This window comes from Cytobacillus sp. ABV4_503 (assembly GCF_056158445.1).
The window spans coordinates 2,776,274-2,799,308 of the sequence record NZ_JBSWTH010000001.1 but is presented as its reverse complement, the minus strand read 5'-3'; the positions used below and the strand labels follow the sequence as shown (position 1 = coordinate 2,799,308).

General features: G+C 44.1%; 17 protein-coding genes and 1 pseudogene. 17 read left to right on the top strand and 1 reads right to left on the bottom strand.

Going from position 1 to position 23,035, the window contains the following annotated elements:
* The first annotated feature begins 118 nt into the window (after positions 1–118).
* The 17 genes and pseudogenes from ACXAD1_RS13945 to ACXAD1_RS13865 all read left to right on the top strand — a co-directional run bounded on the left by ACXAD1_RS13945 (position 119) and on the right by ACXAD1_RS13865 (position 20,945).
* A complete protein-coding gene (locus ACXAD1_RS13945) occupies positions 119–967 on the top strand; it encodes a helix-turn-helix domain-containing protein (protein WP_206844760.1) in 849 nt (282 codons plus the stop codon).
* Between the two features lie 116 nt (positions 968–1,083).
* On the top strand, positions 1,084–2,112 hold the full coding sequence (locus tag ACXAD1_RS13940; protein ID WP_474910372.1) for a TRAP transporter substrate-binding protein: 1,029 nt from the start codon (positions 1,084–1,086) through the stop codon (positions 2,110–2,112).
* A gap of 166 nt (positions 2,113–2,278) precedes the next feature.
* Complete coding sequence (locus tag ACXAD1_RS13935) at positions 2,279–2,800, top strand: TRAP transporter small permease (RefSeq protein ID WP_474910371.1); 522 nt, start codon at positions 2,279–2,281, stop codon at positions 2,798–2,800.
* Entirely contained in the window at positions 2,797–4,065 is a 1,269-nt protein-coding gene (locus ACXAD1_RS13930; RefSeq protein WP_206844763.1) for a TRAP transporter large permease, read from the top strand. Before ACXAD1_RS13935 ends, ACXAD1_RS13930 begins: the two co-directional genes overlap by 4 nt.
* Before the next feature lie 323 nt (positions 4,066–4,388).
* The gene (locus ACXAD1_RS13925; protein WP_474910370.1) at positions 4,389–5,579 is read left to right on the top strand and encodes a Gfo/Idh/MocA family protein; all 1,191 of its coding nucleotides are present in this window, start codon (positions 4,389–4,391) and stop codon (positions 5,577–5,579) included.
* A complete protein-coding gene (locus tag ACXAD1_RS13920; RefSeq protein WP_206844765.1) occupies positions 5,551–6,741 on the top strand; it encodes a dihydrodipicolinate synthase family protein in 1,191 nt (396 codons plus the stop codon). The genes ACXAD1_RS13925 and ACXAD1_RS13920 overlap by 29 nt, the downstream gene beginning before the upstream one ends.
* A complete protein-coding gene (locus tag ACXAD1_RS13915; protein WP_474910369.1) occupies positions 6,728–7,540 on the top strand; it encodes a sugar phosphate isomerase/epimerase family protein in 813 nt (270 codons plus the stop codon). The genes ACXAD1_RS13920 and ACXAD1_RS13915 overlap by 14 nt, the downstream gene beginning before the upstream one ends.
* Positions 7,541–7,882: 342 nt before the next feature.
* Positions 7,883–8,322: pseudogene (locus tag ACXAD1_RS13910) on the top strand (CaiB/BaiF CoA transferase family protein); the annotation flags it as partial.
* Positions 8,323–8,491: 169 nt separating this feature from the next.
* Positions 8,492–9,511 carry a hydroxyectoine utilization dehydratase EutB gene (gene eutB / locus ACXAD1_RS13905; RefSeq protein WP_370223956.1) on the top strand — a complete coding sequence of 340 codons (1,020 nt, stop codon included), beginning with the start codon at positions 8,492–8,494 and terminating at the stop codon, positions 9,509–9,511.
* A gap of 308 nt (positions 9,512–9,819) precedes the next feature.
* Positions 9,820–11,532 carry a PucR family transcriptional regulator gene (locus ACXAD1_RS13900; RefSeq protein ID WP_370223954.1) on the top strand — a complete coding sequence of 571 codons (1,713 nt, stop codon included), beginning with the start codon at positions 9,820–9,822 and terminating at the stop codon, positions 11,530–11,532.
* A gap of 389 nt (positions 11,533–11,921) precedes the next feature.
* Positions 11,922–13,109 (top strand): M24 family metallopeptidase, encoded by a 1,188-nt coding sequence (locus ACXAD1_RS13895; protein ID WP_206844773.1) that lies wholly within the window; start codon positions 11,922–11,924, stop codon positions 13,107–13,109.
* 16 nt (positions 13,110–13,125) lie between these two features.
* Complete coding sequence (locus ACXAD1_RS13890; RefSeq protein ID WP_474910368.1) at positions 13,126–14,130, top strand: cyclodeaminase; 1,005 nt, start codon at positions 13,126–13,128, stop codon at positions 14,128–14,130.
* A 14-nt stretch (positions 14,131–14,144) separates the two neighbouring features.
* The gene (locus ACXAD1_RS13885; protein WP_159863011.1) at positions 14,145–15,347 is read left to right on the top strand and encodes a cystathionine gamma-synthase family protein; all 1,203 of its coding nucleotides are present in this window, start codon (positions 14,145–14,147) and stop codon (positions 15,345–15,347) included.
* Positions 15,348–15,376: 29 nt separating this feature from the next.
* Positions 15,377–16,624 carry a M20 metallopeptidase family protein gene (locus tag ACXAD1_RS13880; RefSeq protein WP_474910367.1) on the top strand — a complete coding sequence of 416 codons (1,248 nt, stop codon included), beginning with the start codon at positions 15,377–15,379 and terminating at the stop codon, positions 16,622–16,624.
* Positions 16,614–17,669: a homoserine dehydrogenase gene (locus tag ACXAD1_RS13875; protein WP_474910366.1), complete on the top strand. Its 1,056-nt coding sequence runs from the start codon at positions 16,614–16,616 to the stop codon at positions 17,667–17,669. Before ACXAD1_RS13880 ends, ACXAD1_RS13875 begins: the two co-directional genes overlap by 11 nt.
* A gap of 21 nt (positions 17,670–17,690) precedes the next feature.
* The gene (locus tag ACXAD1_RS13870; protein ID WP_474910365.1) at positions 17,691–19,133 is read left to right on the top strand and encodes an aldehyde dehydrogenase family protein; all 1,443 of its coding nucleotides are present in this window, start codon (positions 17,691–17,693) and stop codon (positions 19,131–19,133) included.
* A 267-nt stretch (positions 19,134–19,400) separates the two neighbouring features.
* Positions 19,401–20,945 (top strand): BCCT family transporter, encoded by a 1,545-nt coding sequence (locus tag ACXAD1_RS13865; protein ID WP_474910364.1) that lies wholly within the window; start codon positions 19,401–19,403, stop codon positions 20,943–20,945.
* A 188-nt stretch (positions 20,946–21,133) separates the two neighbouring features.
* Here ACXAD1_RS13865 and ACXAD1_RS13860 read toward each other — a convergent pair whose 3' ends face one another.
* Positions 21,134–23,008 carry a terpene cyclase/mutase family protein gene (locus tag ACXAD1_RS13860; protein ID WP_474910363.1) on the bottom strand — a complete coding sequence of 625 codons (1,875 nt, stop codon included), beginning with the start codon at positions 23,006–23,008 and terminating at the stop codon, positions 21,134–21,136.
* Between the last annotated feature and the right edge of the window lie 27 nt (positions 23,009–23,035).

Genomic DNA, 23,035 nt, shown 5'->3' with positions numbered 1-23,035 from the left:
TACAAAAAAAATTCTGGTTTATATCATTTTCCTTCGCCGAAATTTATTAAAGGGTAACCTTTGAATATAGAGAATATTAAATATCATCACAAATATCTCGTTTTATAAGGAGGACCTCATGGACAAAAAGCTTTACAGAAAATTCGATTTTCCGGAAACAGGAATTAATTTGTATGAAAGCAAGCACCTCAGAGGCAAGTTTGTTTCTGAGCATTATCATGATCATTTTCAAATTCTCTATGCTCTTGAAGGGGAAGGTGATATTACCCTTGACGGCAAGGCCTATAACTTTTCCAAAGACAAAGTAGTGCTGATTACTCCCAATTGTGTTCACTCCATAAAAGCGACCACAAAAATGACGGTATTGGTTCTGGCATTTTCATTACCTTCGATGGAAATAAACCTGCAAAAAGAGCTGCTTGCCTTAATGGAGAAAAACTCCCGGCATTTCGAACTCGATTTATATACAGCAAGTGAAATTCGGCCATTAATTAGAAAAATGCTATATGAACAAAAAAATGGAGACCTTTTTGGAAAATTGTCCATGCCTGTATATCTTATTGAAATTATCATTCATTTGCTGCGCCAGCAGAATTATTCTTCTGTTCAGGATGCGAATGATATTCGCTCCATACAAATGAAGGAATACATAGAAAGGCATTATTTCAATAATATCACGGCAGAAAGTCTGTCTGCTGTATTCGGAATCTCAACAAGATACATGAATGATATTTTTAAAAGGAAATTTAATGACACCCCCTTGCAATATCTTCAGAAAGTAAGGATTAAACATGCAAAGGAATTGCTGCTTCAATCTGATCAGGATATCGTGTCCATTTGTTTTGAGGTTGGATATGAAACATTATCAACCTTTTATCGTACTTTCAGAAATTTGGTGGGGATTTCACCGAATAAATTCCGCTTGTCCTCTCAGCCACCTTCAGATGTTTCAGATACCGTTTCCTAATTGCCTATCTCCAAAATTAAGAATTTTTCTCTCAATCTCATAAGACAATAGTTGAAAGAAAATTCAAAATAGTAAACAAGAGAGAAAAATATTTTATATAGGAGGGCCAAAGGGACATGAAAAGAAAATGGGGATTATTTTCGATTTGCATTTTGATGATTGCTATGGTTACAGCTGGCTGCGGGAATAGTGCAGCAACAGAGGGAACCGGAAAGGCTGAGGAAAATGGGGACTATGTTATAAAATTTGCACATGTTGTAAGCGCTTCAACAGCTAAGGGGAAGGCTGCGGAAAAGTTCAAAGAGCTATTGGAGGAACGTACCGATGGTCAAATCAAAGTGGAGGTGTTTCCTGATTCCCAATTGGGAGCGGATCGGGAAATCACGGAACAAATGCAGTCTGGAACCATTCAGATGAACGCTCCTTTTACCGGCGTTCTGCCTGCCTTTGTTAAACAATTTGAAGTGTTTGACCTGCCTTATTTATTTAAAGATCGTGACCATGTTAAAAGTGCTGTAAATGGGAAAGTGGGTGAAATTTTCAACCAGCACCTGGAGAAACAGGGGCTTCGTGCATTAGGATATTGGGACGGCGGATTCAAGCATCTAACGAACTCCAAACAAGCCATTCAACAGCCGGAGGATCTAGACGGCCTGAAGATGCGTGTTTCCCAGAGCCCGCTGTTAATTTCGCAGTTCCAGGCGATGGGTGCCGGCGGGGTTTCCATTGATTTTGCAGAATTATATACAGCTCTCCAAACCAAAACGGTTGATGGGCAGGAAAATCCTTTAAGCAATATTGTCAGCAAGAAATTTTATGAAGTCCAGGATTATTTAACGTTAAGCAGTCATGGATATATGGCTTATCCATTATTAATTAGCGAGCAATTCTATCAGAAGCTTCCGGCAGATCTTCAGAAAGCTGTAGATGAAGTGTCGGCTGAGGTAACGGATTGGCAATGGGAACAATCTGCTGCGGATGAAGAAGCCTATATGAAAAAATTAAAGGAATCAGGGATTGAAATTACCGAACTGACAGAATCAGAAAAAGAGTTATTTATTGAGGCTACAAGTGAAGTATATGAAGACTTTAAGAAAGTGGAAGGCGGACAGGAATTACTGGATGCCATAAAAGAAGCGCAATAGCATGTTTAAAAATACAATCAAGGACGGCTTATAGCCGTCTCTTTTTAACAAAATAAGAAAGTATAAAACTTTGAACGTCGATTACTGTCTAGCTCCAGCGCCTACCCCCTCGAGGTGTCGGGGGTGGGCAAGGCGCTTGCGCTTTTCATAAGAAGGAGGGAATTATATGCAGAAAATCAATCATATCTTGAACTATTTTGAAGAATATGTGGGAGTGATTTCCCTAATCTTTACTTCCTTGCTTGTGTTCGTTCAAGTAGTGCTCAGATATGTTTTCAATTATTCGCTGTCCTGGTCAGAGGAGGTGGCAAGATACTTAATAGTGTGGTTTGTGTTTATAGGGAGCAGTATTGCCGTCAGAGAAAAAGCGCATGCCACTATGGACGCCCTTGTTACGTATTTGCCTGATAAGTGGAAAAAAATCTTTTCAATGATATCCAATCTGATTTCCATCGTTTTTTGTATCTTTTTAATTTGGTCAGGCAGCGGGATTGTTTCAAGTGTTATTGAATTCGGCAGTGTGACTCCGTCCACCGGAATGCCGATGTATATCCCATATCTCGCTCTCCCTGTTGGGGCAAGCCTGATGATGATTCGCTTTCTGCAGCTTTTAGTTCAGGATGTGAAAAGTTTACGTTCAGTAAATCAAACTATTATTCCTCCAAAAGAGGAGGCTTCAAAACTATGATGCTATTAATTATCTTTGTGCTTCTTTTATTATTGGGGGTTCCAATTGCTATATCCATTGCGTTAAGTACGATTATTGTTATTTTTCAAAGCAATGTTCCGATGGATACATTAGCGAGAACAATGTTTTCAGGAGTAGATTCCTTTTCACTGATGGCCATTCCTTTCTTTGTCTTTGCAGGGGATTTAATGCTGGCAGGGGGAACGTCCAAGAGATTGATTGATTTTACGAAGAAATGGGTCGGCTGGACAACCGGGGGCCTGCCAATTGCAGGGGTGCTATCATCCATGTTTTTTGCTGCCCTTTCGGGTTCAAGCCCTGCAACGGTTGCTGCGATTGGGGGCATTATGATTCCATCATTAAAGGAAGCACGCTTTTCGGAAAGATTCTCGGTTGGATTAATGTGTGCATCCGGCTCGCTCGGCATCATTATTCCTCCCAGTATAACGTTTTTAGTCTATGGCTCTGTTGCTGAAGTTTCAATCGGCAAATTGTTTATTGCCGGAATCATTCCGGGAATCTTCATCGGACTGATTCTTATGACTGTTGGCTATGTTATTGCCAAGAAACAGGGACATAAGCCAGATCCAAGACCGACCGGAAAAGAATTATGGAAATCAACGGTTTCTGCCATCTGGGGAATTTTGATGCCAGTGATCGTCCTTGGCGGCATTTACTTTGGTGTATTTACGCCTACCGAAGCCGCGGCGGTTGCGATTGTATACAGTATGATCGTTGGCTTTTTCATCTATAAGGAACTGACTATTAAGGAATTATTTGCCGTAACTAAAAGATCGATTGTGACATCTGCCATGATTATGCTTGTCATTTCTGCTTCGAAGGTGTTCAGCTGGTATTTAACATATGAACAGATCCCGTCTACCGTCGCAGGAACATTAATAGAGTATGCATCAAATCCCGTTGTTTTCTTAATTCTGGTTAACATCATCCTGCTGATCGTGGGGATGTTCATGGATTCGAGCGCAGCAGTGCTGATCCTCGTCCCGCTGTTTTTGCCGGTAGTGCTTGAAATGGGAATTGATCCGATTCATTTCGGCGTGATCATGATTATCAATCTGGCAATCGGAATGCTGACTCCTCCTTTCGGATTGAATCTTTTTGTGGCATCAGGCATCAGCAAAATGTCGCTGGCTGGAGTAACTCGGGGTACCATGCCGTTTATATTTGTGCTGATAGCAGCGTTAATGGTTATTACGTATGTGCCACAGCTGTCTCTTTATTTAGCAGATTTTGTTTACCAATGATCTCATTAATTACCGTCCTTCAACTGAGAAGTGACGGTATTTTTTTTGAAAGATCTAAAAAAGTTTTTAGCACCCTGTTGATTGGAGTGGAAGGTGCGAAAGCTCCGCGGAGGCTCCCGGACCGCCCGCGGAAAGCGACTACCTGCAACGGAAATCAACAGGCAAATTTAACAGAGCTAAGTCTAATAGATTTCCCCTCTTATCTCCGATATTGCAAAAAGCCTTCCGATATGGATGAGATAATCCTTTCAGAAATTTTTAGAATAAAAGTAAGCTAAACAACAAATTATTTGGCTCTAAAGTCAAAAAGGAGGAAGAGAATTATGGCAGTTAAAAATATTGGGATTATCATGAACGGTGTGACCGGAAGGATGGGAACAAATCAGCATCTAGTGAGATCTATCGTGGCAATCCGAGAGCAAGGCGGGGTGGAGCTTGCCAATGGTGATGTCATTATGCCGGATCCGATTTTAGTAGGACGAAACCAGGATAAACTGCAAACGCTTGCTGAAAAGCACAATATAAGCCGATGGAGCACAGACCTTGATGAGTGCCTGGCTGATCCGCAAAATGTGATCTATTTTGATTCTCAAACAACCGTCCGCAGGGCAGATGCGATTCGGAAAGCCATAAAAGCCGGCAAGCACATTTACTGCGAAAAACCTACTGCCACAAGCTTGGAAGAATCTATTGAACTGGCAAAGCTGGCGTACGGAGCTGGCGTGAAAAATGGGGTTGTGCAGGATAAATTATTCCTGCCGGGACTATTAAAATTAAAGAGACTGATAGATTCAGGGTTCTTCGGCAAAATCCTATCCGTTCAGATGGAATTTGGCTATTGGGTATTTGAAGGGGACTGGCAGGCTGGACAGAGGCCATCCTGGAATTACCGCAAGGAAGATGGCGGCGGGATTATTGTTGATATGTTCGCCCATTGGCGATATGTCCTCGACAACCTATTTGGCAATGTAGAGTCTGTTTCCTGCCTGGGTAAAACCCATATTCCAAAACGGGTCGATGAAAATGGAAAAACGTACATGTGCACGGCCGATGATGCTGCATATGCAACATTTGAACTCGAAGGCGGCATTGTTGCACAGGTAAATTCATCCTGGACTGTCCGGGTTAACCGGGAAGATTTATTAACGATTCAAGTAGATGGTACACACGGAAGCGCTGTAGCTGGTTTAAGAGATTGCAAGATTCAGCATCGCATCAATACACCGAAGCCTGTTTGGAATCCTGACATTGAGAATCCTTTTACATTTACAGAACAATGGCAAACAGTCCCGGATAACCAGGTATTTGATAATGGCTTCAAGGTCCAGTGGGAGCTATTTTTGAAGCATATTGCAGCCGACGAATCGTTTCCATGGGATTTGCTCGAGGGTGCCAAAGGGACTCAGCTGGCTGAATTAGGGCTTAAATCGTGGGAGGAGCGGCGCTGGATTGATGTACCTGAATTAAGCCTGGAGGTGAGAAAGAATGGTGAAACGGTTAACTCTGCCAGATAAAACCGGCAAGACATATGAATACCATGCTGGAAATCATAAAGCTTTCATCCTGCCGGAAGGCCCTTTCAAAAGCAGGATCGCCTTTTCAGCTGCACATGTGGTTTGTGATCCTCTTGCAGATTCCGATCCCGTTTTAAAGGCAAAGATCGACTGGGAAAACACTTTAGCTTATCGAAGACATCTATGGTCTATGGGTCTCTCGGTGGCAGAGGCAATGGATACGGCCCAGCGCGGAATGGGTCTTAATTGGGAGCACGCAAAGGAGCTCATTCGCCGGTCGGCGGCGGAGGCAAAAGCGGAAGGCGGCAGGATAGCATGCGGAGCCGGGACAGATCAGCTGCTCCCCGGCCCATCCGTCACCTTAGCGGATGTTCAGGCTGCCTATGAGGAGCAATGCGAATTTGTGGAACAGCACAACTCGCAAATCATCCTGATGGCAAGCAGGGCCCTGGCAGATTGTGCTCAAGGCCCTGAGGATTATGAGAGGATTTATGCCAATATTTTAAGACAGGTCTCAAAGCCGGTTATCCTGCACTGGCTTGGCGATATGTTCGATCCATCCTTAAAAGGGTACTGGGGCTACAAGAATCTGGATGATGCAATGGAAGTCTGTCTGAATGTCATTTGGGATAACAAAGACAAGGTTGACGGAATTAAAATCTCTCTTCTTGATGCTTCCCGTGAAATTGAAATGCGCAGGCTTCTTCCTCCAGGTGTAAAAATGTATACCGGCGATGATTTCAATTATCCTGAATTGATTAAAGGGGATGAACACGGATACAGCCATGCACTGCTGGGGATTTTTGACGCCATCGCACCAGCGGCAGCTGCAGCCCTGCATGCTCTGGATGAACATGACTATGAATCCTATCATGCATTATTGGAAAAAACAGTTCCGCTGTCACGCCATATTTTCCAGGCGCCAACTTATTCCTATAAAACCGGTATCGTCTTCATGGCCTATCTGAACGGGCACCAATCCCATTTCCGCATGATTGGCGGGGCTGAGAGTGCCAGGTCCATCGTGCATCTGTCTGAACTGTTTGTATTGGCAGACCAGGCCGGACTGCTGTCGGACCCTGAGCTTGCTGCTGAAAGAATGAAGCTGGTATTGAATTTAGCCGGGATTCGTCAGGAGGAATATTCAAGTGGAAAACTATGAGCGTCTTAGTCTGAATCAAATTACAACAGAGCAATGGAATTTAAAAGAAGCGATCGAGGGATGTGCCCGGGCGGAAGTTCCCTGGATCGCCCCCTGGAGACATAAGGTAGCGGAATTAGGCTTAAGCTCAAGCAAGCGGCTCATAAAGGATGCCGGATTAAAGGTTTCCAGTTTATGCCGAGGCGGCATGTTCCCGGCTGGGTCTGCAGCTGAACGGCAAAAAAGAATAGACGATAATAAAAGAGCGGTGGAAGAAGCGGCTGAGCTGGGGACGGATGTTCTCGTTCTGGTCTGCGGGCCGTCTCCTGACCGTGACATTGTATCTGCCCGGCAAATGGTCGAGGAAGGAATCGCCCAGCTGGTTCCTTTCGCGGAATCGCATGGGGTGAAATTAGGAATCGAGCCGCTGCACCCTATGTACGCGGCAGAACGGTCGGTGGTCGTTTCAATGGACCTGGCTAACACTCTTGCGGAAGCATACCGGCCTGAACAGGTAGGGGTCGTTGTCGATGTCTTTCATGTATGGTGGGATCCGGACTTATATAACCAGATCAGCCGGGCCAAAGGGCGAATTCTGGGCTTCCATGTTTCCGATTGGCTGGTTCCTACACCTGATATGCTAAAGGGACGGGGCATGATGGGCGACGGTGTCATTGAAATCAGCCGCATCCGTAAAGCTGTAGAGAGAGTAGGCTACTCAGGGCCCATTGAGGTGGAAATTTTCAATGATCAAATCTGGAGCCAGCCTGCCGATGATACTTTAATTCAAATGAAAGAAAGCTATTTGAAGCATGTGTAGTAAAAAAAGAAGCGACCATATTTGTCGCTTCAGTTTAAAAAGACCAAAAGGGTTCGGAAAAGTCTCATTCCGAATCCTTTTTTGATTTTTTGTGGGAAATTATGCAATAACAGAGAGAATTGCAGACCTCTACGAGGTTATCATTTAGGCAATTTCTGGACCTTTCCAAGTCCAGTTGGCAATCATCTTCAAATTCATGGCAGTTCAAAATCGAAACTAAAATATTTCAAATTTGAAATACCATCAGGCGATCAAGTTTAAAAATCGTCATTTATCCTGGCTATTTTAAATTGGCACAATTTTTGCAAGCAATAAGTGTAACAGGTACAAGGAGGTTAAAGAATGAAATTTGAAAAGCCGTTATCAGGTTTGAAGGTGTTAGAGATGGGTCAGTTAATAGCCGGACCATTCACAACGAGAATGCTTGCTGAGTTCGGTGCAGAGGTCATAAAAGTTGAACCGCCGGGAAGGGGAGATCCCATTAGAGAATGGAGACACATCTATAAAGGAAGCTCACTTTGGTGGAAGGTTCAGTCACGCAATAAAAAGTCCATCACAATCAATTTAAAATCTGAAGAGGGCCAGGGAATTATAAGGAATTAGTGAGGTCATGTGACATCGTCGTAGAGAATTTCAGGCCAGGGACATTAGAAAAATGGGGCCTGGGATATGAAGATTTATGCCAAATAAATCCAGGATTGATATTAATAAGAATCTCAGGATATGGCCAGGATGGACCTTACAGAGATAAACCAGGCTTTGGGAGTATAGGAGAAGCAATGAGGAGCAAAAAAGAGGGTTATCGTTTTCTTTAGGGCCATAAAATAATTTCCAATCGTATTATAAACTTTGTATGAAAAAATCCCACTTTTTATTGGCACTTTGGACAATTGAATTTTCTGAAATATCGAACTACTATTAGATCAAGGAAACTCTTTTAAGGAGGGGAACATGATGCATTCAAGAACTGTAAAGGAAAGAATAGATATTTCCATCCGCGATATTTGGGAAGCAAAGAAACGAATTTCTTCCCTGGTATATAAGACACCATTGATTCAATCGGCTATCCTGTCTGAAAAAATGGGCCGGAGGGTTTTTTTGAAACTGGAGAATGTTCATGAAATTGGCGCCTTTAAAGTCAGAGGGGCAGCGAATAAAATTTTGAGTTTAAGTCCCGAAGCGAGAGAACGGGGAATCGCTACATATTCAACAGGGAACCATGGTATGGCTGTTGCGTATGTGGCAAAAAAGCTTGGAATTGAGGCAGTTGTATGCTTATCAAACCGTGTCCCAAAAGCTAAGGTCGATTCATTAAAAAGGCTGGGAGCCAAAATAGAAATCTGCGGTGACAGCCAGGATGCCGCCGGGGAACGATGCTATGAGTTGGAGAGGATGGAAGGGCTGACTGTGATCCAGCCGTTCGATGATCCCCATGTGATTGCCGGACAGGGAACGATTGGTTTGGAAATTTTGGAGGAACTTCCTAATGTAACAGATGTGATTGTCCCCCTTTCAGGCGGCGGGCTTCTTTCAGGGATTGGGCTCGCATTAAAATCAAATGACAGAGGGATAAGGGTTTCAGGTGTTTGTATGGAAAAATCCGCTGTAATGTATGAGAGTTTAAAAGAAGGGAAACCGGTATTGCTTGAAGAGAGTGAGACTCTTGCAGACAGCTTGCTTGGCGGAATCGGTCTGGATAACAGCTACACCTTCCGTATGGTTCAAGGATACATGGATAACGCTTATCTGATTCCTGAAGAAGAGATTGCATACACCATGGCTTTTATGATAGATAAGCACAGAATGATTATGGAGGGAGCAGCAGCTACTGGAGTTGCAGCGGTTTTAGGCGGGAAAATTCCCCGGCAGGAGGGGGACGTTGCTGTAATCATCAGCGGACAAAATGTGGATCTTTCTGTCATTCATCGGATACTTCAAGATTATGCTATCAGTAATGAAGAGAATGAATGATATAACTGCCGAAATTGATTGTATTAGATTTATTCAGGTGAAGGAGTGATCGAAAGATGACTATAAATATAAGTGCCACTGAAGTTCTCCTTAGTTAGGGCTTCCGCATTTAAGAAAGCTTGATTAAAGCTTTGTCTATAGTACACCATCCGTTCCCTTTAATATGGAAATATACTGAAATTGTTATATTGCTAAAATATAAACTGGAAAAGCGTAAAATTAATAGTGGACGTTGCTATCTGAATATGGTTTCCTATAATAAAAGTCTTCTATATTATTAATCTTAAGGTGTTCAGAGGGGAGCCAACATGAGATTAACAGTTAAAGATGTACTGGAATACAAGATTCTCAATAGTGCCAAGATTGTTACCGGAAAGGAATATGCTGAAAAAAGGAAAATCCAATGGATTTCAGCCATCGAAATGCCAGTGGAGAACTTTGTCCGAAAAAATGAAGCGGTATTGACGACGGGGATTGGCTGCGGGGAGGATGCTGAAACTTTCAAAAGGTTTGTTCAGGATGTGATCGATTCCGACGCTTCCGCTCTGATGGTCGCTTTGGGAAGATACATTTTTGATATTCCCACTGAGGTCATTGAACTGGCCAAAAAGAATAATTTTATTATTATTGAGATTCCATGGGAAATCCGTTTTTCCAGTATTATCGAATCGGTCATGAAAGAAATTAATGACATCGAATATAAAGAGCGTAAAAAATCAGAAAAGGTTCAGCAGGAACTTCTTAAGCTCATTCTAAAAGACACCGATCTGAAGGAAATCTCAAAATTCGTTGAAAAGCATATTGGGTACCCGATCGTCATTACAGACCGATCCGGCACTCATCAGGAAAAAAGCATCCACACACAATCCTTTATAAAGGAGTGGAAAACATATGTCCTGCAAGGAATTCTTCCATCAAGGGCAGAAAACACTCTATTAAAAGGAGACCCTATGTTTCAAAAGTTCCAAATGATAAAGATAGAAAACCGGATCGTTTTTCAAATTCCGGTGCTCCAGGTAGCCGACAATCCACAAGGCTATATTTTTGTATTGGTTCCTAGTTCCGAATCAATCGAATCCTTTCTCACACTTTTTCGGGTTAACGTGTTAGAGCATGCTGCAACTACGATTGCTCTTTGGCTTTCAAGGAGAAATGCCATTGAAGAGACAAAAATGCGCCTTCGCAGCGATTTTGTCCATGAGCTTTCTAAGGGCGAATTCCTATCACTTGAACAAGCCGATACAAGGGCAAAATTGCTGGGATATAATCTTAAACTCCCATATGTGTGTATTGTCGGGTATCCGGAAAATATGAAATTATTATTCCAAAAGCGCAAGCAGGACTATGATTCCTATGAACATTGGCTTGAAAGCATGATTCAATATATCGAAGAAGAAATCTACTATGCCGCCCAGTCTCTTAAAAAGGACATGCTGATGACCTATCAGGGTGAACAGCTTGTCATCTTCCTGGAAACTCCTGGGGTAAAGGGAAATGAAAACGCTACAAATTTCCTTGATCTTGTAGAACGGCGCCTGGGAAATCTGCTTCCTGAAGTTGTCATATCCTGGGGCATCGGCAATGCGTTTGAAGGAATTTTAGGATTTGGGGAAAGCTTCCGTCATGCAGGCACTGCTTTAAGCATCGGGCGGCGGAAAAAGGGTCCCGGGCAGCGGATGATGTATGAGCAAACCAGAGTGGACAGAGTGCTGTTAAATTTGGCCGGCAATAAAGAGATGGAAGAAATCATTATGTCAACTATTGAGCCTCTTGTACAATATGACGAGCAGCGGCACATGGATTTGATCGGCACTTTCATCGCCTATAATCAATTTCATGGAAATGTAAGTCAGACAGCGAGATCGCTAAATCTTCACCGGCAGTCCCTGCTGTACCGGCTAAGGAAGATTGAAGCTTTGACTGGTTTATCCCTTATTGATCCGGATGATTTATTTCTTTTGGATCTGAGCATAAAGATTTGGAAAATAGGAGAACATGCCGTTATGGCAGGTCAAGATTAATTTTATTGAAAAAAAGAGAACTGTGGCAAAAATCCTTTATGGATTTTTCCGCAGTTTTTTTTCATTTAAACTTCACAAACCTCGGCCCTGCCCTTCACAGGCTCTCTGCAGCTGTTGGACCCCTTGGACAGGAGAGTCACGAACCATCCGCTCCAATCAAATACAATGCTAAATCAGCATCCATTTTTGACCATCAATCTATTTAAGGAAAATTTCTTATTAAGACTTTAAAGCTATATAATTCTCAATTTTTCGCTAATTTGACTAAAATAAAATTTGAATTTTCATACAATTTTGCAGATGATAGATTTCTTACCCTGACACTATAATGAACCTACAAACTAAATACCCGAAAATTATATACCGGTTTGGTAGGAGGGAGCGCCACCATGTCATTTGGAACAGCAGAGTATAAAAAGAGAATCTTGAAAACAAAAGAAAAAATGGCAGCAGAAGGGATTGAAGTATTGCTTATTACCGATCCCGCTAATATGAATTATTTATCCGGTTACGACGGATGGTCCTTCTACGTGCATCAAATGCTTGTCATCATTATTGATGAGGAACAGCCGATCTGGATTGGCAGGGGGCAGGATGCAAATGGAGCCAAGGTAACGACATGGCTTTATCATGAAAATATCATTCCCTATCCTGACGATTATGTACAATCTGAAACCAAACATCCAATGGATTTTGTGGCAGAAATCTTAAAGCAAATCGGACAGCAAAATCGTTTCATTGGTGTTGAGATGGATAACTATTATTTCACTGCAAAATGCTATGAGCAGCTGAAAAAAGGTCTTCCAAATGCTAGTTTCCGGGATGCATCCCTGCTGGTCAACTGGGTCCGCATTATAAAGTCCGATACAGAGATCGAGTATATGAAGAGAGCAGCCAAAATTGTGGAGAAAACAATGGCAGCAGGAATTGAGCTGGTGAATGAAGGTGTACGGGAATGTGATGTGGCAGCGAAAATCTTTCATACACAAATAACAGGCACGGATGAATTCGGAGGGGATTACCCGGCAATCATGCCTCTTCTCCCATCTGGAGAAAGAACTTCCACACCGCACTTAACCTGGACGGACCGGCGTTATAATTCAGGCGAGCTTGTGATCCTGGAGTTGGCCGGATGCTATAAGCGCTACCATTCCCCACTTGCCAGAACCGTTCATATCGGCCAGCCCTCCGAAGAAATCAAAGCACTTTCGGAAGTGGTTGTCGAAGGCTTGAACGCTTGTCTGGATATGATTAAGCCAGGGATTGCTTGCGAAGAAATTGAGGAAGCATGGAAAAAATCGATTGAAAAAAGCGGAATTATAAAGGAATCGCGTCTTGGATATTCCATGGGTCTGAACTATCCTCCAGATTGGGGTGAGCATACAGCGAGCATCCGCAATGGAGATAAAACCATCCTTCAGCCCAATATGACATTCCATTTGATCCCGGGTATCTGGCTTGATCAATACGGTTTCGAAGCAAGTGAATCATTCAGGGTAACCGAAAATGGATGCGAAACATTTGCAGAACTCCCAAGGCACTTATATATAAAAGAAGCATCACTTTCAAAAATTTAGGAGGTGAAGCGGAAGGATGCTAATTTTTACAGAACAGGAACTTAAACAGTATGTGCAGCTGAATAATGAAGCGATTGCTATTGTGGAAGCAGGATTTACGAAACTTGCAGTAGATGAAGCCGTCATGCCGCCGATTATGCGTGTGGACCTGCACGACCAAAATGGGGAAGTGGATGTCAAAACCGCTTATGTAAAAGGGGAAGACATGTTTGCAATCAAAGTATCTTCCGGATTTTTCAATAATTATAAGCTGGGACTTCCAAGCGGAAATGGACTTATGCTCTTGATCAGCACTCAAACAGGCATCCCGCAGGCAATACTGCTGGATAACGGCTATTTGACCGAGGTACGGACAGCCGCGGCGGGAGCGATTGCTGCAAACTATCTCTCCCGTAAAAACATTGAAACAGTAGGCGTAATAGGAGCAGGAAGCCAAGCGAGGTACCAGGTAAGGGCACTAAAACTCGTACGGGATTTTAAAAGAATCCTGGTCTATTCCAGGTCAGAGGATCGTTCGAGAAAGTATGCCGTGGATATGTCCGCCGAATTGGGGATTGAGGTCCAAGTGGCTGAGAATGCCGAAGCCTTAGTCCGTAATAGTGATACGGTCATTACGACGACTCCGGCAAAAGAACCGGTGATCAAAGCGGAATGGCTTCATCCCGGACTTCATATCACGGCAATGGGATCAGATGCTGAGCATAAGCAGGAGCTTGAAGCAGAAGTCCTTGGCCGGGCGGATAAGCTTATCTGCGATACAAAAGCACAGTGTGCCAGGCTTGGAGAATTGCATCACGCACTTGACAAAGGAATATTAACGAATGAATCGCATGTTATTGAACTGGGTCAATTAACATCCGGAAAGCTGAGCGGGCGGGTAAATGACGAAGAGATTACGGTTTGTGATTTAACTGGTACAGGAGTCCAGGATACTGTCATCGCCCTGTTTGCATACACTGAATTGGTCAAGCGGGAAATCGGATTGATTGTTGAGAACAAAAAAATGGCATTAAAAAACTGAGAAGGAGTGATCGTATGGTAAAAGAAAATGTTCAGGCAGGTACAAAAGCAGTGTGGGCTGGGGAAAAGGAATATTTGGTTCATGGAGCTACCCAGGTGCCGGTCGTACTCAGTGTGGCATATGGCTATGATGATATGGATGAATGGTATGATGTAGCGATTGGAAAGAAAAAAGGCCATATTTACGGAAGAAATACAAATCCAACGGTACAGTCATTTGAGGATAAAGTAAAAATCCTCGAAGGCGCCGAGTCAGCAACAAGCTTCTCGACAGGCATGGCTGCCATCAGCAATACATTATCGACGTTCCTGGTGCCGGGAGACCGCATTGTATCCATGAAGGACACTTATGGCGGAACAAATAAGATTTTCACGGAATTCCTGCCGCGCCAGCAAATCGATGTAGTTCTTTGTGAAACGGGTAATCATGAGCAGATCGAGGCGGAAGTGGCCAAAGGGTGTAAAATTCTTTACCTTGAAACACCGACGAATCCAACCGTTAAGATCACTGATATCGAACGCATGGCAAAAGCAGGACACGAAGCCGGTGCAATCGTGATTGTAGATAATACGTTTGCAACGCCAATGAATCAGAACCCTATTAAACTTGGTGTGGATCTGGTTATCCACAGTGCTACAAAATTCCTCGGCGGTCATGCCGATGCACTTGGCGGAGTCGTATGCGGTCCGCATGATTTAGTAGAAAAAATCTATCATTATCGTGAAATCAACGGTGCCACAATGGATCCGATGGCAGCTTACCTGATGATCCGCGGAATGAAAACGCTTCACCTTCGTGTCCGCCAGCAATGTAAAAATGCGATGGCGCTTGCCAAATACCTGCAGACAAAAGATATGGTGGAATCGGTTTATTATCCAGGGTTGGAAACACATCCAAACCATCATATTGCCAAAAAGCAAATGAAGGATTTTGGCGGGATGCTCAGCTTTGCTGTTAAAGGCGGAGTCGATACTGTCCGTGACCTGCTGCCAAAATTGCAATTCGCCAACCGCGCTGCCAACTTAGGCGCTGTTGAAACAACAGTAGGGCCGGCCCGAACAACCAGCCATGTGGAATGTACTCCTGAGGAGCGGGCTGCTGTCGGCATTCCGGAAGGATTAATCCGCGTCTCCTGCGGTATTGAAGAAATTGAGGATATCATTGCAGACTTTGAGCAGGCATTCAGCCATGCAGAAAGTGTTTTGCAAGTAAAGTAGATTACTAGTTCCGATCGAGGTGAGAGAGGATGTCAGAACATCATCCTATCGTTAAGCAAGCGAATAATCTGGCTGGACGTCTCGTAGAATGGCGCCGTCATCTTCATCAGCATCCCGAACTCAGCTTTCAAGAGTTCGGGACCTCCCGCTTTGTTGCGGAGGTGCTAAAGGAAATAGGCGGAATCGAAGTAGAAACAGGAGTTGGTCTTGAAACAGGAGTGGTCGGCACTTTGACCTCGGGTGATGGACCAGTCATTGCCCTGAGGGCTGATATGGATGCCTTGCCGATTATGGAGGAAAATAGAACAGGCTATTCGTCCAATACGGAGGGTGTGATGCATGCGTGCGGCCATGATGCACACACCTCCATTCTACTCGGAGCAGCTTCCATTCTTTCTGACCAATTTAAAAAGGGCGAATTGAAAGGAACGGTTAAGTTCATTTTCCAGCCGGCAGAGGAGAGTACTGACGAAAATGGACTTTCCGGGTCGCCTTACATGATCGGAGCAGGGGCTTATGACCAGGCTGACGCGGCCCTTGCCCTTCATGTCTGCCCGTGGCTACCCGTCGGGGAAGTTCAAATCAGCGATGGCTACAGCATGGCTAATGTAGATGTATTTGAAGTGAAAATTCATGGCTCCGGCGGCCATGGAGCTTACCCGGAGCTTGGCACAGACCCTATATGGATGCTTGGGCCGGTTATGCAGGCACTGTATGGAATTACGGCAAGGAGAGTCTCAGCGCTGGATGCTGCTGTAATCAGCATAGGCAAAATCCATGCAGGTACAGCAAGCAACATCATTCCGACTGAGGCAGTTATTCAGGGCACTATTCGGAGCTATACACCGGAAATCCGTGAGTTATTGGCATCTGAAATAAAGAAAGCGCTTTCTATTGTGGGGCATCTGGGGGGAACTTTTTCTCTGAGCATCCAAAGAGGGGAGCCGGCTTTGAAAAATCATCCTGCCGTCAATGAATGGATAACGGACGCCATTAAACAGACATATCCAGGCATGGGAATTACAAGGCGCCCATTTGGACTTGGCGGGGAAGATTTTGGCTATGTGACTGAAAAAATACCGGGATCGATGTTTTTCCTAGGTTGTGCACCAAGAGAGGGAGAGCAGCGCGATCTTCATACCCCAATTTTTGATTTGGATGAAGCCTGTTTGCCGATCGGAACAGCCATTTTGGCACAAACAGCGGGCACGTATTTAAAAAAGAGACCGCAGGTACAAAGAGACAAGAATTTGGAGGTGGAGATGCTTGGCACATAAGTTGGCGTTTATAGGATTTGGGGTTGTTGGCCAGGGCTTGGCGGAGATTCTCCGTGATAAAAAGCAGTCCCTGAAACAGAACGAAGGATTTGAAGCTGAAATTGTGGCTATTTCCGATTTGATGAAAGGGTCGATCTACCATCCGGGCGGCCTGGATATCGATACCGTTTTGCAAGTAGTGCAGGAAACCGGGAGTTTGGAAAATTATCCGGAAACACCGGGGCTGATCAGGGAATGGGACAGCATCCGAACAATCCGGGAAACCAATGCAGATACGGTTGTAGAGGTTTCCTATACAGATGTCAAAACCGGGCAGCCTGCCATAGATCATTGCAAAGCTGCTTTTGAAAAAGGAAAAAATGTGGTGATGACCAATAAAGGTCCTGTTGCTCTTGCGTACCAGGAGCTGTCCCGGCTGGCACAAAAACATAATGTCCAATGGGGATTTGAGGGCACAGTTATGAGTGGCACACCAGCATTACGAATGCCGGCAGCTACTCTGGCCGGGAATGAGATTACGGAAATACGCGGCATATTGAACGGAACAACCAACTACATCCTGACCAAAATGGAGGAGGAGGGCGTTTCGTATGAAGCGGCATTAAAAGAGGCCCAGGAGCTCGGCTATGCGGAGGCAGATCCTGTAAGTGATGTAGAGGGCTATGATGCCAGATATAAGATTGTCATTCTTTCCAACCATGTCATGAATGCTCCTTTATCAGTCGAGGAAGTGGAATGCCAGGGCATTACAGGCATCACGCTGAACGATATTGAAAAGGCGAAGGCAGAAGGGAAGACCTGGAAGCTCATTGCAAAAGCCAAAAAAGAAAACGGTAAGGTGATTGCCTCGATCGCTCCTGAGAAGCTGGATGATACAGATCCTTTAGCTTCCATTGGAGGAGCTGTCAATGCCATTACGTATCAATGCGATTTATTGGGCACAGTCACTTTAAGCGGAGCAGGAGCTGGGAAAATAGAAACCGGATTCTCCCTCCTGATTGACTTAATCTCCATTCATCGACAAAGGCAGCTTGTTTCAATCTAAAACGGAAAGGCGGTAATAAGCATGACCACTCAATTAACCGGACAAAATATGTTTCTCGCAGGCGAATGGACGACAGGCGAAAGATTAATTGAAGTTCGTGATCCGCAGGATAACAGCATCATTGATACTGTACCGGCAGCTTCGAAGGAAGATATGCTGAATTGTATTGAAGAAGCGAAAAAGGGAGCGAAGATTGCCGCTTCCCTGCCTGTTCATCAGCGAATGGCGATTATTAATCGGGCTGCAGACTACATTGAAGCCAGAAAAGAAAAATACGCCAGAACGATTGCAAGGGAAGGAAGCAAAACCATTCGGGAAGCTTCAAAGGAAGTGGAAAGAGCCATTCAGACCTTCCGGATCAGTGCAGAAGAAGCAAGAAGAATTCATGGAGAAACCATTCCGTTTGACCAAATGCCCGGGAGTGAAAACCGCCTGGGATACTACCGCCGTTTCCCGATTGGTATTATAGGAGCCATTACACCTTTTAACGATCCATTAAATCTGGTAGCGCATAAAGTGGGTCCTGCCATTGCTTCCGGGAATGCCATTATCGTAAAGCCCGCTACTGTGACACCACTCAGCGCCCTTTTAATCGCTGAAGCCTTTGAAAAGGCCGGATTGCCGCCTAAAGTGTTATCGGTCATCACTGGTTATGGAAGCGAAATTGGGGATGTTCTTGTTACCCATCCTGCTGTGCGAATGATTACTTTTACTGGAGGCCTGGACGCCGGGGAACAAATTACCCGGAAAGCGGGATTGAAAAAGATAAGTATGGAGCTGGGGTCCAATTCTCCTGTCATTGTGCTGGAGGATGCTGATTTAGAAGAGGCTGTTGAATCAACAGTTTCCGGGGCATTTTGGGCAGCAGGGCAAAATTGCCTCGGTGTCCAAAGAGTGTACATCCAGAATTCCGTTTATGAGGCATTTCAACAGGCATTCGTTGCCAGGACAAATCAATACTGCGTAGGGGATAAGCAATCAGAACTGACGGATATGGGGCCGCTTATTACGGAAAAAGAGGCTGTCCGGGTTGAAAACATGGTTAATGAAGCGAAACAAAAAGGAGCAGCCGTATTAACAGGCGGGAAAAGGAATGGGTCTTTTTACTCTCCTACTGTTCTCGAAAATGTTCCGGAAGATTGCACCATTGCGAAAGAAGAAATTTTTGGTCCGGTTGTACTTTTGCACCAAGTATCTTGTCTTGATGAAGCAATCAGTAAATCGAATGACATAAATTATGGCTTGCAGGCCGGAATATTTACCAGGGATATCGAAAAAGCACATAAGGCCATTGCCAAAATGGATGTAGGCGGAATAATGATCAATGACAGCAGTGACTACCGCATTGATGCGATGCCATTTGGCGGTGTGAAAAATTCAGGGTTAGGCAGGGAAGGAATCAAATTCTCCATTCAGGAGATGACAGAACCGAAAGTAGTCTGCTTTAAATTATCGAACTATTAGAAATTTTTAATTTAATACTGCCAGACAGCCATCAAGCTGCCTGAATATCGTATGAGGAAGAACAATCCGGCTGCTCCGGAGGGTCTTCCTTTCCTTTTAGATAGCTGAAGTCATAATTTATGTCATTCAACAACATTCATATACCTATGAAATGCAGACAGGCTTTATATTAAAAAAACCTATCAAACTTCCATCAGGCACACAGGTGCTAAATCAATGCTTTGATAGAGCCATATAAAAGAAAGATTTAATAAGGAGGATTTTATTTTGAAGAAAAACCGGGACCGCGCTTCATATAACAATCCAGTCTTTAAAATCTCAGCCATAATCGTTGGACTATTTACCATTTGGGGAGCCTTTTCACCTGATAGTCTTGCTAAAAATGCCTCTATTGTTTTTAACTTTACAAGTAAATCATTTGGATGGCTTTATTTACTCAGTGTAGCTCTTTTTGTTTTCTTCTGTTTATACCTTGCTTTTAGTAAATATGGAAACATAAAACTCGGCCGGGATGGAGAAAAAGCCGAATATTCCTTATTTGCCTGGATCAGTATGCTGTTCAGCGCAGGTTTCGGGGTAGGAATTGTCTTCTGGGGTGTAGCAGAACCGCTGTCTCACTTTTCTTCTCCACCGCTTCCTGGAGTAGAGCCGCATTCAGCAGAAGCTGCACGGGTAGCCATGCGATATTCCTTTTTTAACTGGGGCATTCATCAATGGTCAGTCTTTGCCATTGTCGGACTGGCTCTTGCTTATTATCAATACCGTCATAAAAGGAGGGTTCTTGTAGGCGAAGTATTAAGCGCAAATCACCCCGAAAAAAGAAAAAGGCTGAAGTCAGCAGTTAATATACTGGCTGTCATTGCAACGGTAACGGGAATTGCCACCTCGATGGGAATGGGTGTCCTGCAAATTAATGGCGGCTTGAACTATGTCTTCTCAGTTCCAAACAACCCTTGGGTGCAAATCGGCATTGTTGGCATCATGCTTGCCCTTTATCTTGTTTCAGCTACAACCGGTATTGATAAAGGGATTAAGATTTTGAGTAATACCAACATGATCCTGGTCCTTGCTTTAATGGTGTTTTTCCTGTTCAGGGGCCCCACCGTATTCATATTTGAAAGCTTCGTCCTTGCCATCGGCGATTATATCCAGCATTTTATGGAAATGAGCTTCTATTTGACCCCATACACAGGTGAAACGTGGGTTCAGGATTGGACAGTTTTTTATTGGGCATGGGTGATTGCCTGGTCTCCTTTCGTCGGTTCTTTTGTTGCCCGGATTTCAAAGGGGAGAACGATAAGGGAATTTGTAATAGGTGTAATGGTTGTCCCTCCAGCTATTGGGTTTGTATGGATGGCCATTTTCGGAGGAACGGGATTATACATGGATTTATTCCAGGGTACCGCCATATCCGAAGCTGTTTCGCAAGATGTGACAACTGCCATTTTCGTTCTGTTAAAGGAGTTTCCATTATACACATTGTTATCAGTGATCATGCTGGTCCTAATCGTCATTTTCCTTGTAACTTCGGCGGATTCAGCGGTCTTCGTTCTGGGCATGATGACATCAGATGGGGATTTGAATCCATCCAACATGGTAAAAGTGATCTGGGGAGTATTAATGGCCGGGATTACTGCCGTGTTAATTGCCAGCAGCGGATTAAAAGGGCTGCAAACTGCTTCCTTGGTCTCCGCTCTTCCTTTTACGATCATATTGGGCATTATTAGCATATCGCTCTATAAATCATTGTCCAGGGAGAGAAAAGAAGCAAAAGGACAAGCCAAGTCGGTTCCCCTGCAGAAAGCCCAGTAATAACTGGTGGAAAAATTCAATTTCTAAAGAGTGTCCTATAACATGCCCTTCAAGCGGTGTACAAATCATTACCCCATTAACCAAAAAACGCTATTCTTTCTGTAATACCATGGAAAGGATAGTGTTTTTTATTTGTAGGAAGGTTTTAAATGAAGTTATTCAGATTTCACAGGAATTGCAACCTCTTATCATTGACCATACTTCCTATGATAATGAGCCAAAGCCATAAGGGGGAAAATGTACCGATAGCTATGATAATGGATGTAAAAGCTTCCTGCCATAGCCTGCCCTTTTGGATAGGCTGTCGTCCAATCCTCTTTATTGATTGAATGGATCAGGTAATGAATTCCTTTTTGAATTGCTTCTGTCGGCTGGTCCTCGGCTGCAATTAAGGCATCCAGTGCCCATGCCGTGTCTGTTAAGGTACTCGCATTCAAAGGAACATATGATTTTTCGCTGTCGCTCAAACAGGATTCCCCCCAGCCGCCATCCTGGTTTTGAATTTCCTTCAGCCAATCAGCGGCCTTTCGGATAGCAGGATGGTCTTTTGAAAGCCCTGCCGCGCAAAGCCCGGTTACGGCTGACCACGTGCCATAAATATAGCAAATGCCCCATCTGCCATACCAGGAGCCATCTTCTTCCTGATGGTCCAACAGCCAGTTAACCGCGTTTTTATATATGGGGTCAGCAGCTGGCAGATTTGTATAGTTCCCCAAAAACTCCAAAGTCCTCCCTGTCAGGTCAGCAGAGGAAGGGTCTCCAAACATATATTCACCCTTTTCAATTGTCAGGAAGCCGAGCCATGGATTCTCGGTGTTCCTCTCAAAAGATGGCCAGCCGCCATCCTCATTCTGCATGGATAATAGCCACTGAATGCCCCGATCCCAGGCTTCCTGATTGACTGAATCATCCTCCACACTTCTGGCGATCGCTCTTAACGAAGCAGTTGTATCGTCAATATCGGGATTGCGGGTGTTTACGTCGGAAAAGCCCCATCCGCCCGGCAAAGCAATCGGATTATGAATGACCCAATCCCCAAACTGATCATGCTGCCGCTTCAGCAGATAGGTGTTTGCTCTCTTTACAGCAGGATCCTTTGGCGAAAGGCCGGCTAATTGGAGAGTGGTATTTATAAGCGAAGTATTCCAGACGCTGGCGTTAGCATATTGCATATGGGGAAGACCGTCGATATCAGTCCTGAGCGATTTTAGTCCTGCGACCGCCTTCTTTATAATTGGATGATCCTTGGCATAGCCAAGAGACAGGAGCGCAAAAATCATTAAAAAAGTTGAGCTGAAATAACTATAGAATGTTCCATCCGGTTCAATCCGCTCGAGCATATATTTTTTGGCCCGGTCCATAGCCAATGAGTGAAACTGTTCAGACAGTCCTAAAAGATCTTCAACTCCTTCTTTGATGAATGATAATAATGACCGGTATTCTGGCTGGATTTCCCATGAAACTGCTCCTGACCTTGTTAATAGCAGATCTGAAAGGTCAGGGCTGCTTTTCGTTTTGATGCTGAACTTTGTTTCTGCCAGAATCAAAATCGGAGCTAAATTCACACGCCCGTACACGGAAAATTGATAAAAGTTTAAAGGAAAGGATAATGGGAGCAGCATAATCTCAACGGGAACCGGAAAGGATTCTGGCCATGGATATTGTCCCGTAGTGGAAAGCATAATTTTTGTAAAAACATTTACGCTTTCCATTCCGCCATGCTCCCGTATAAATTTCCTGGCAGCTTTCATCCTGGGATCTTCCTTCTGAACATAGCCGGAATAAAGAAGCCCGTAATAAGCCTCCAGAGTGGAGGTGGCATTTCCATCCTTTTCATCCTCGAAAATCTTCCAGGCGCCATTTTCCTCTTGCTTGCCTATGATCCTCGCTGCCAGCCCCTGTATTAATTTTTCATCATGTATCTCCAGTGTCCTTAATAAAATGATCATATAAGCATCTGTTGAAATGCCGGTTTCAAATGGATAATTCCAGGAACCATCAGGAGACTGGCCTTTTCTTAATAGGGTGATGAGATCGTTAATGCCGGAAATCGTATCAGTCATTTCATGCACATTCCTCTCAAGTAAATT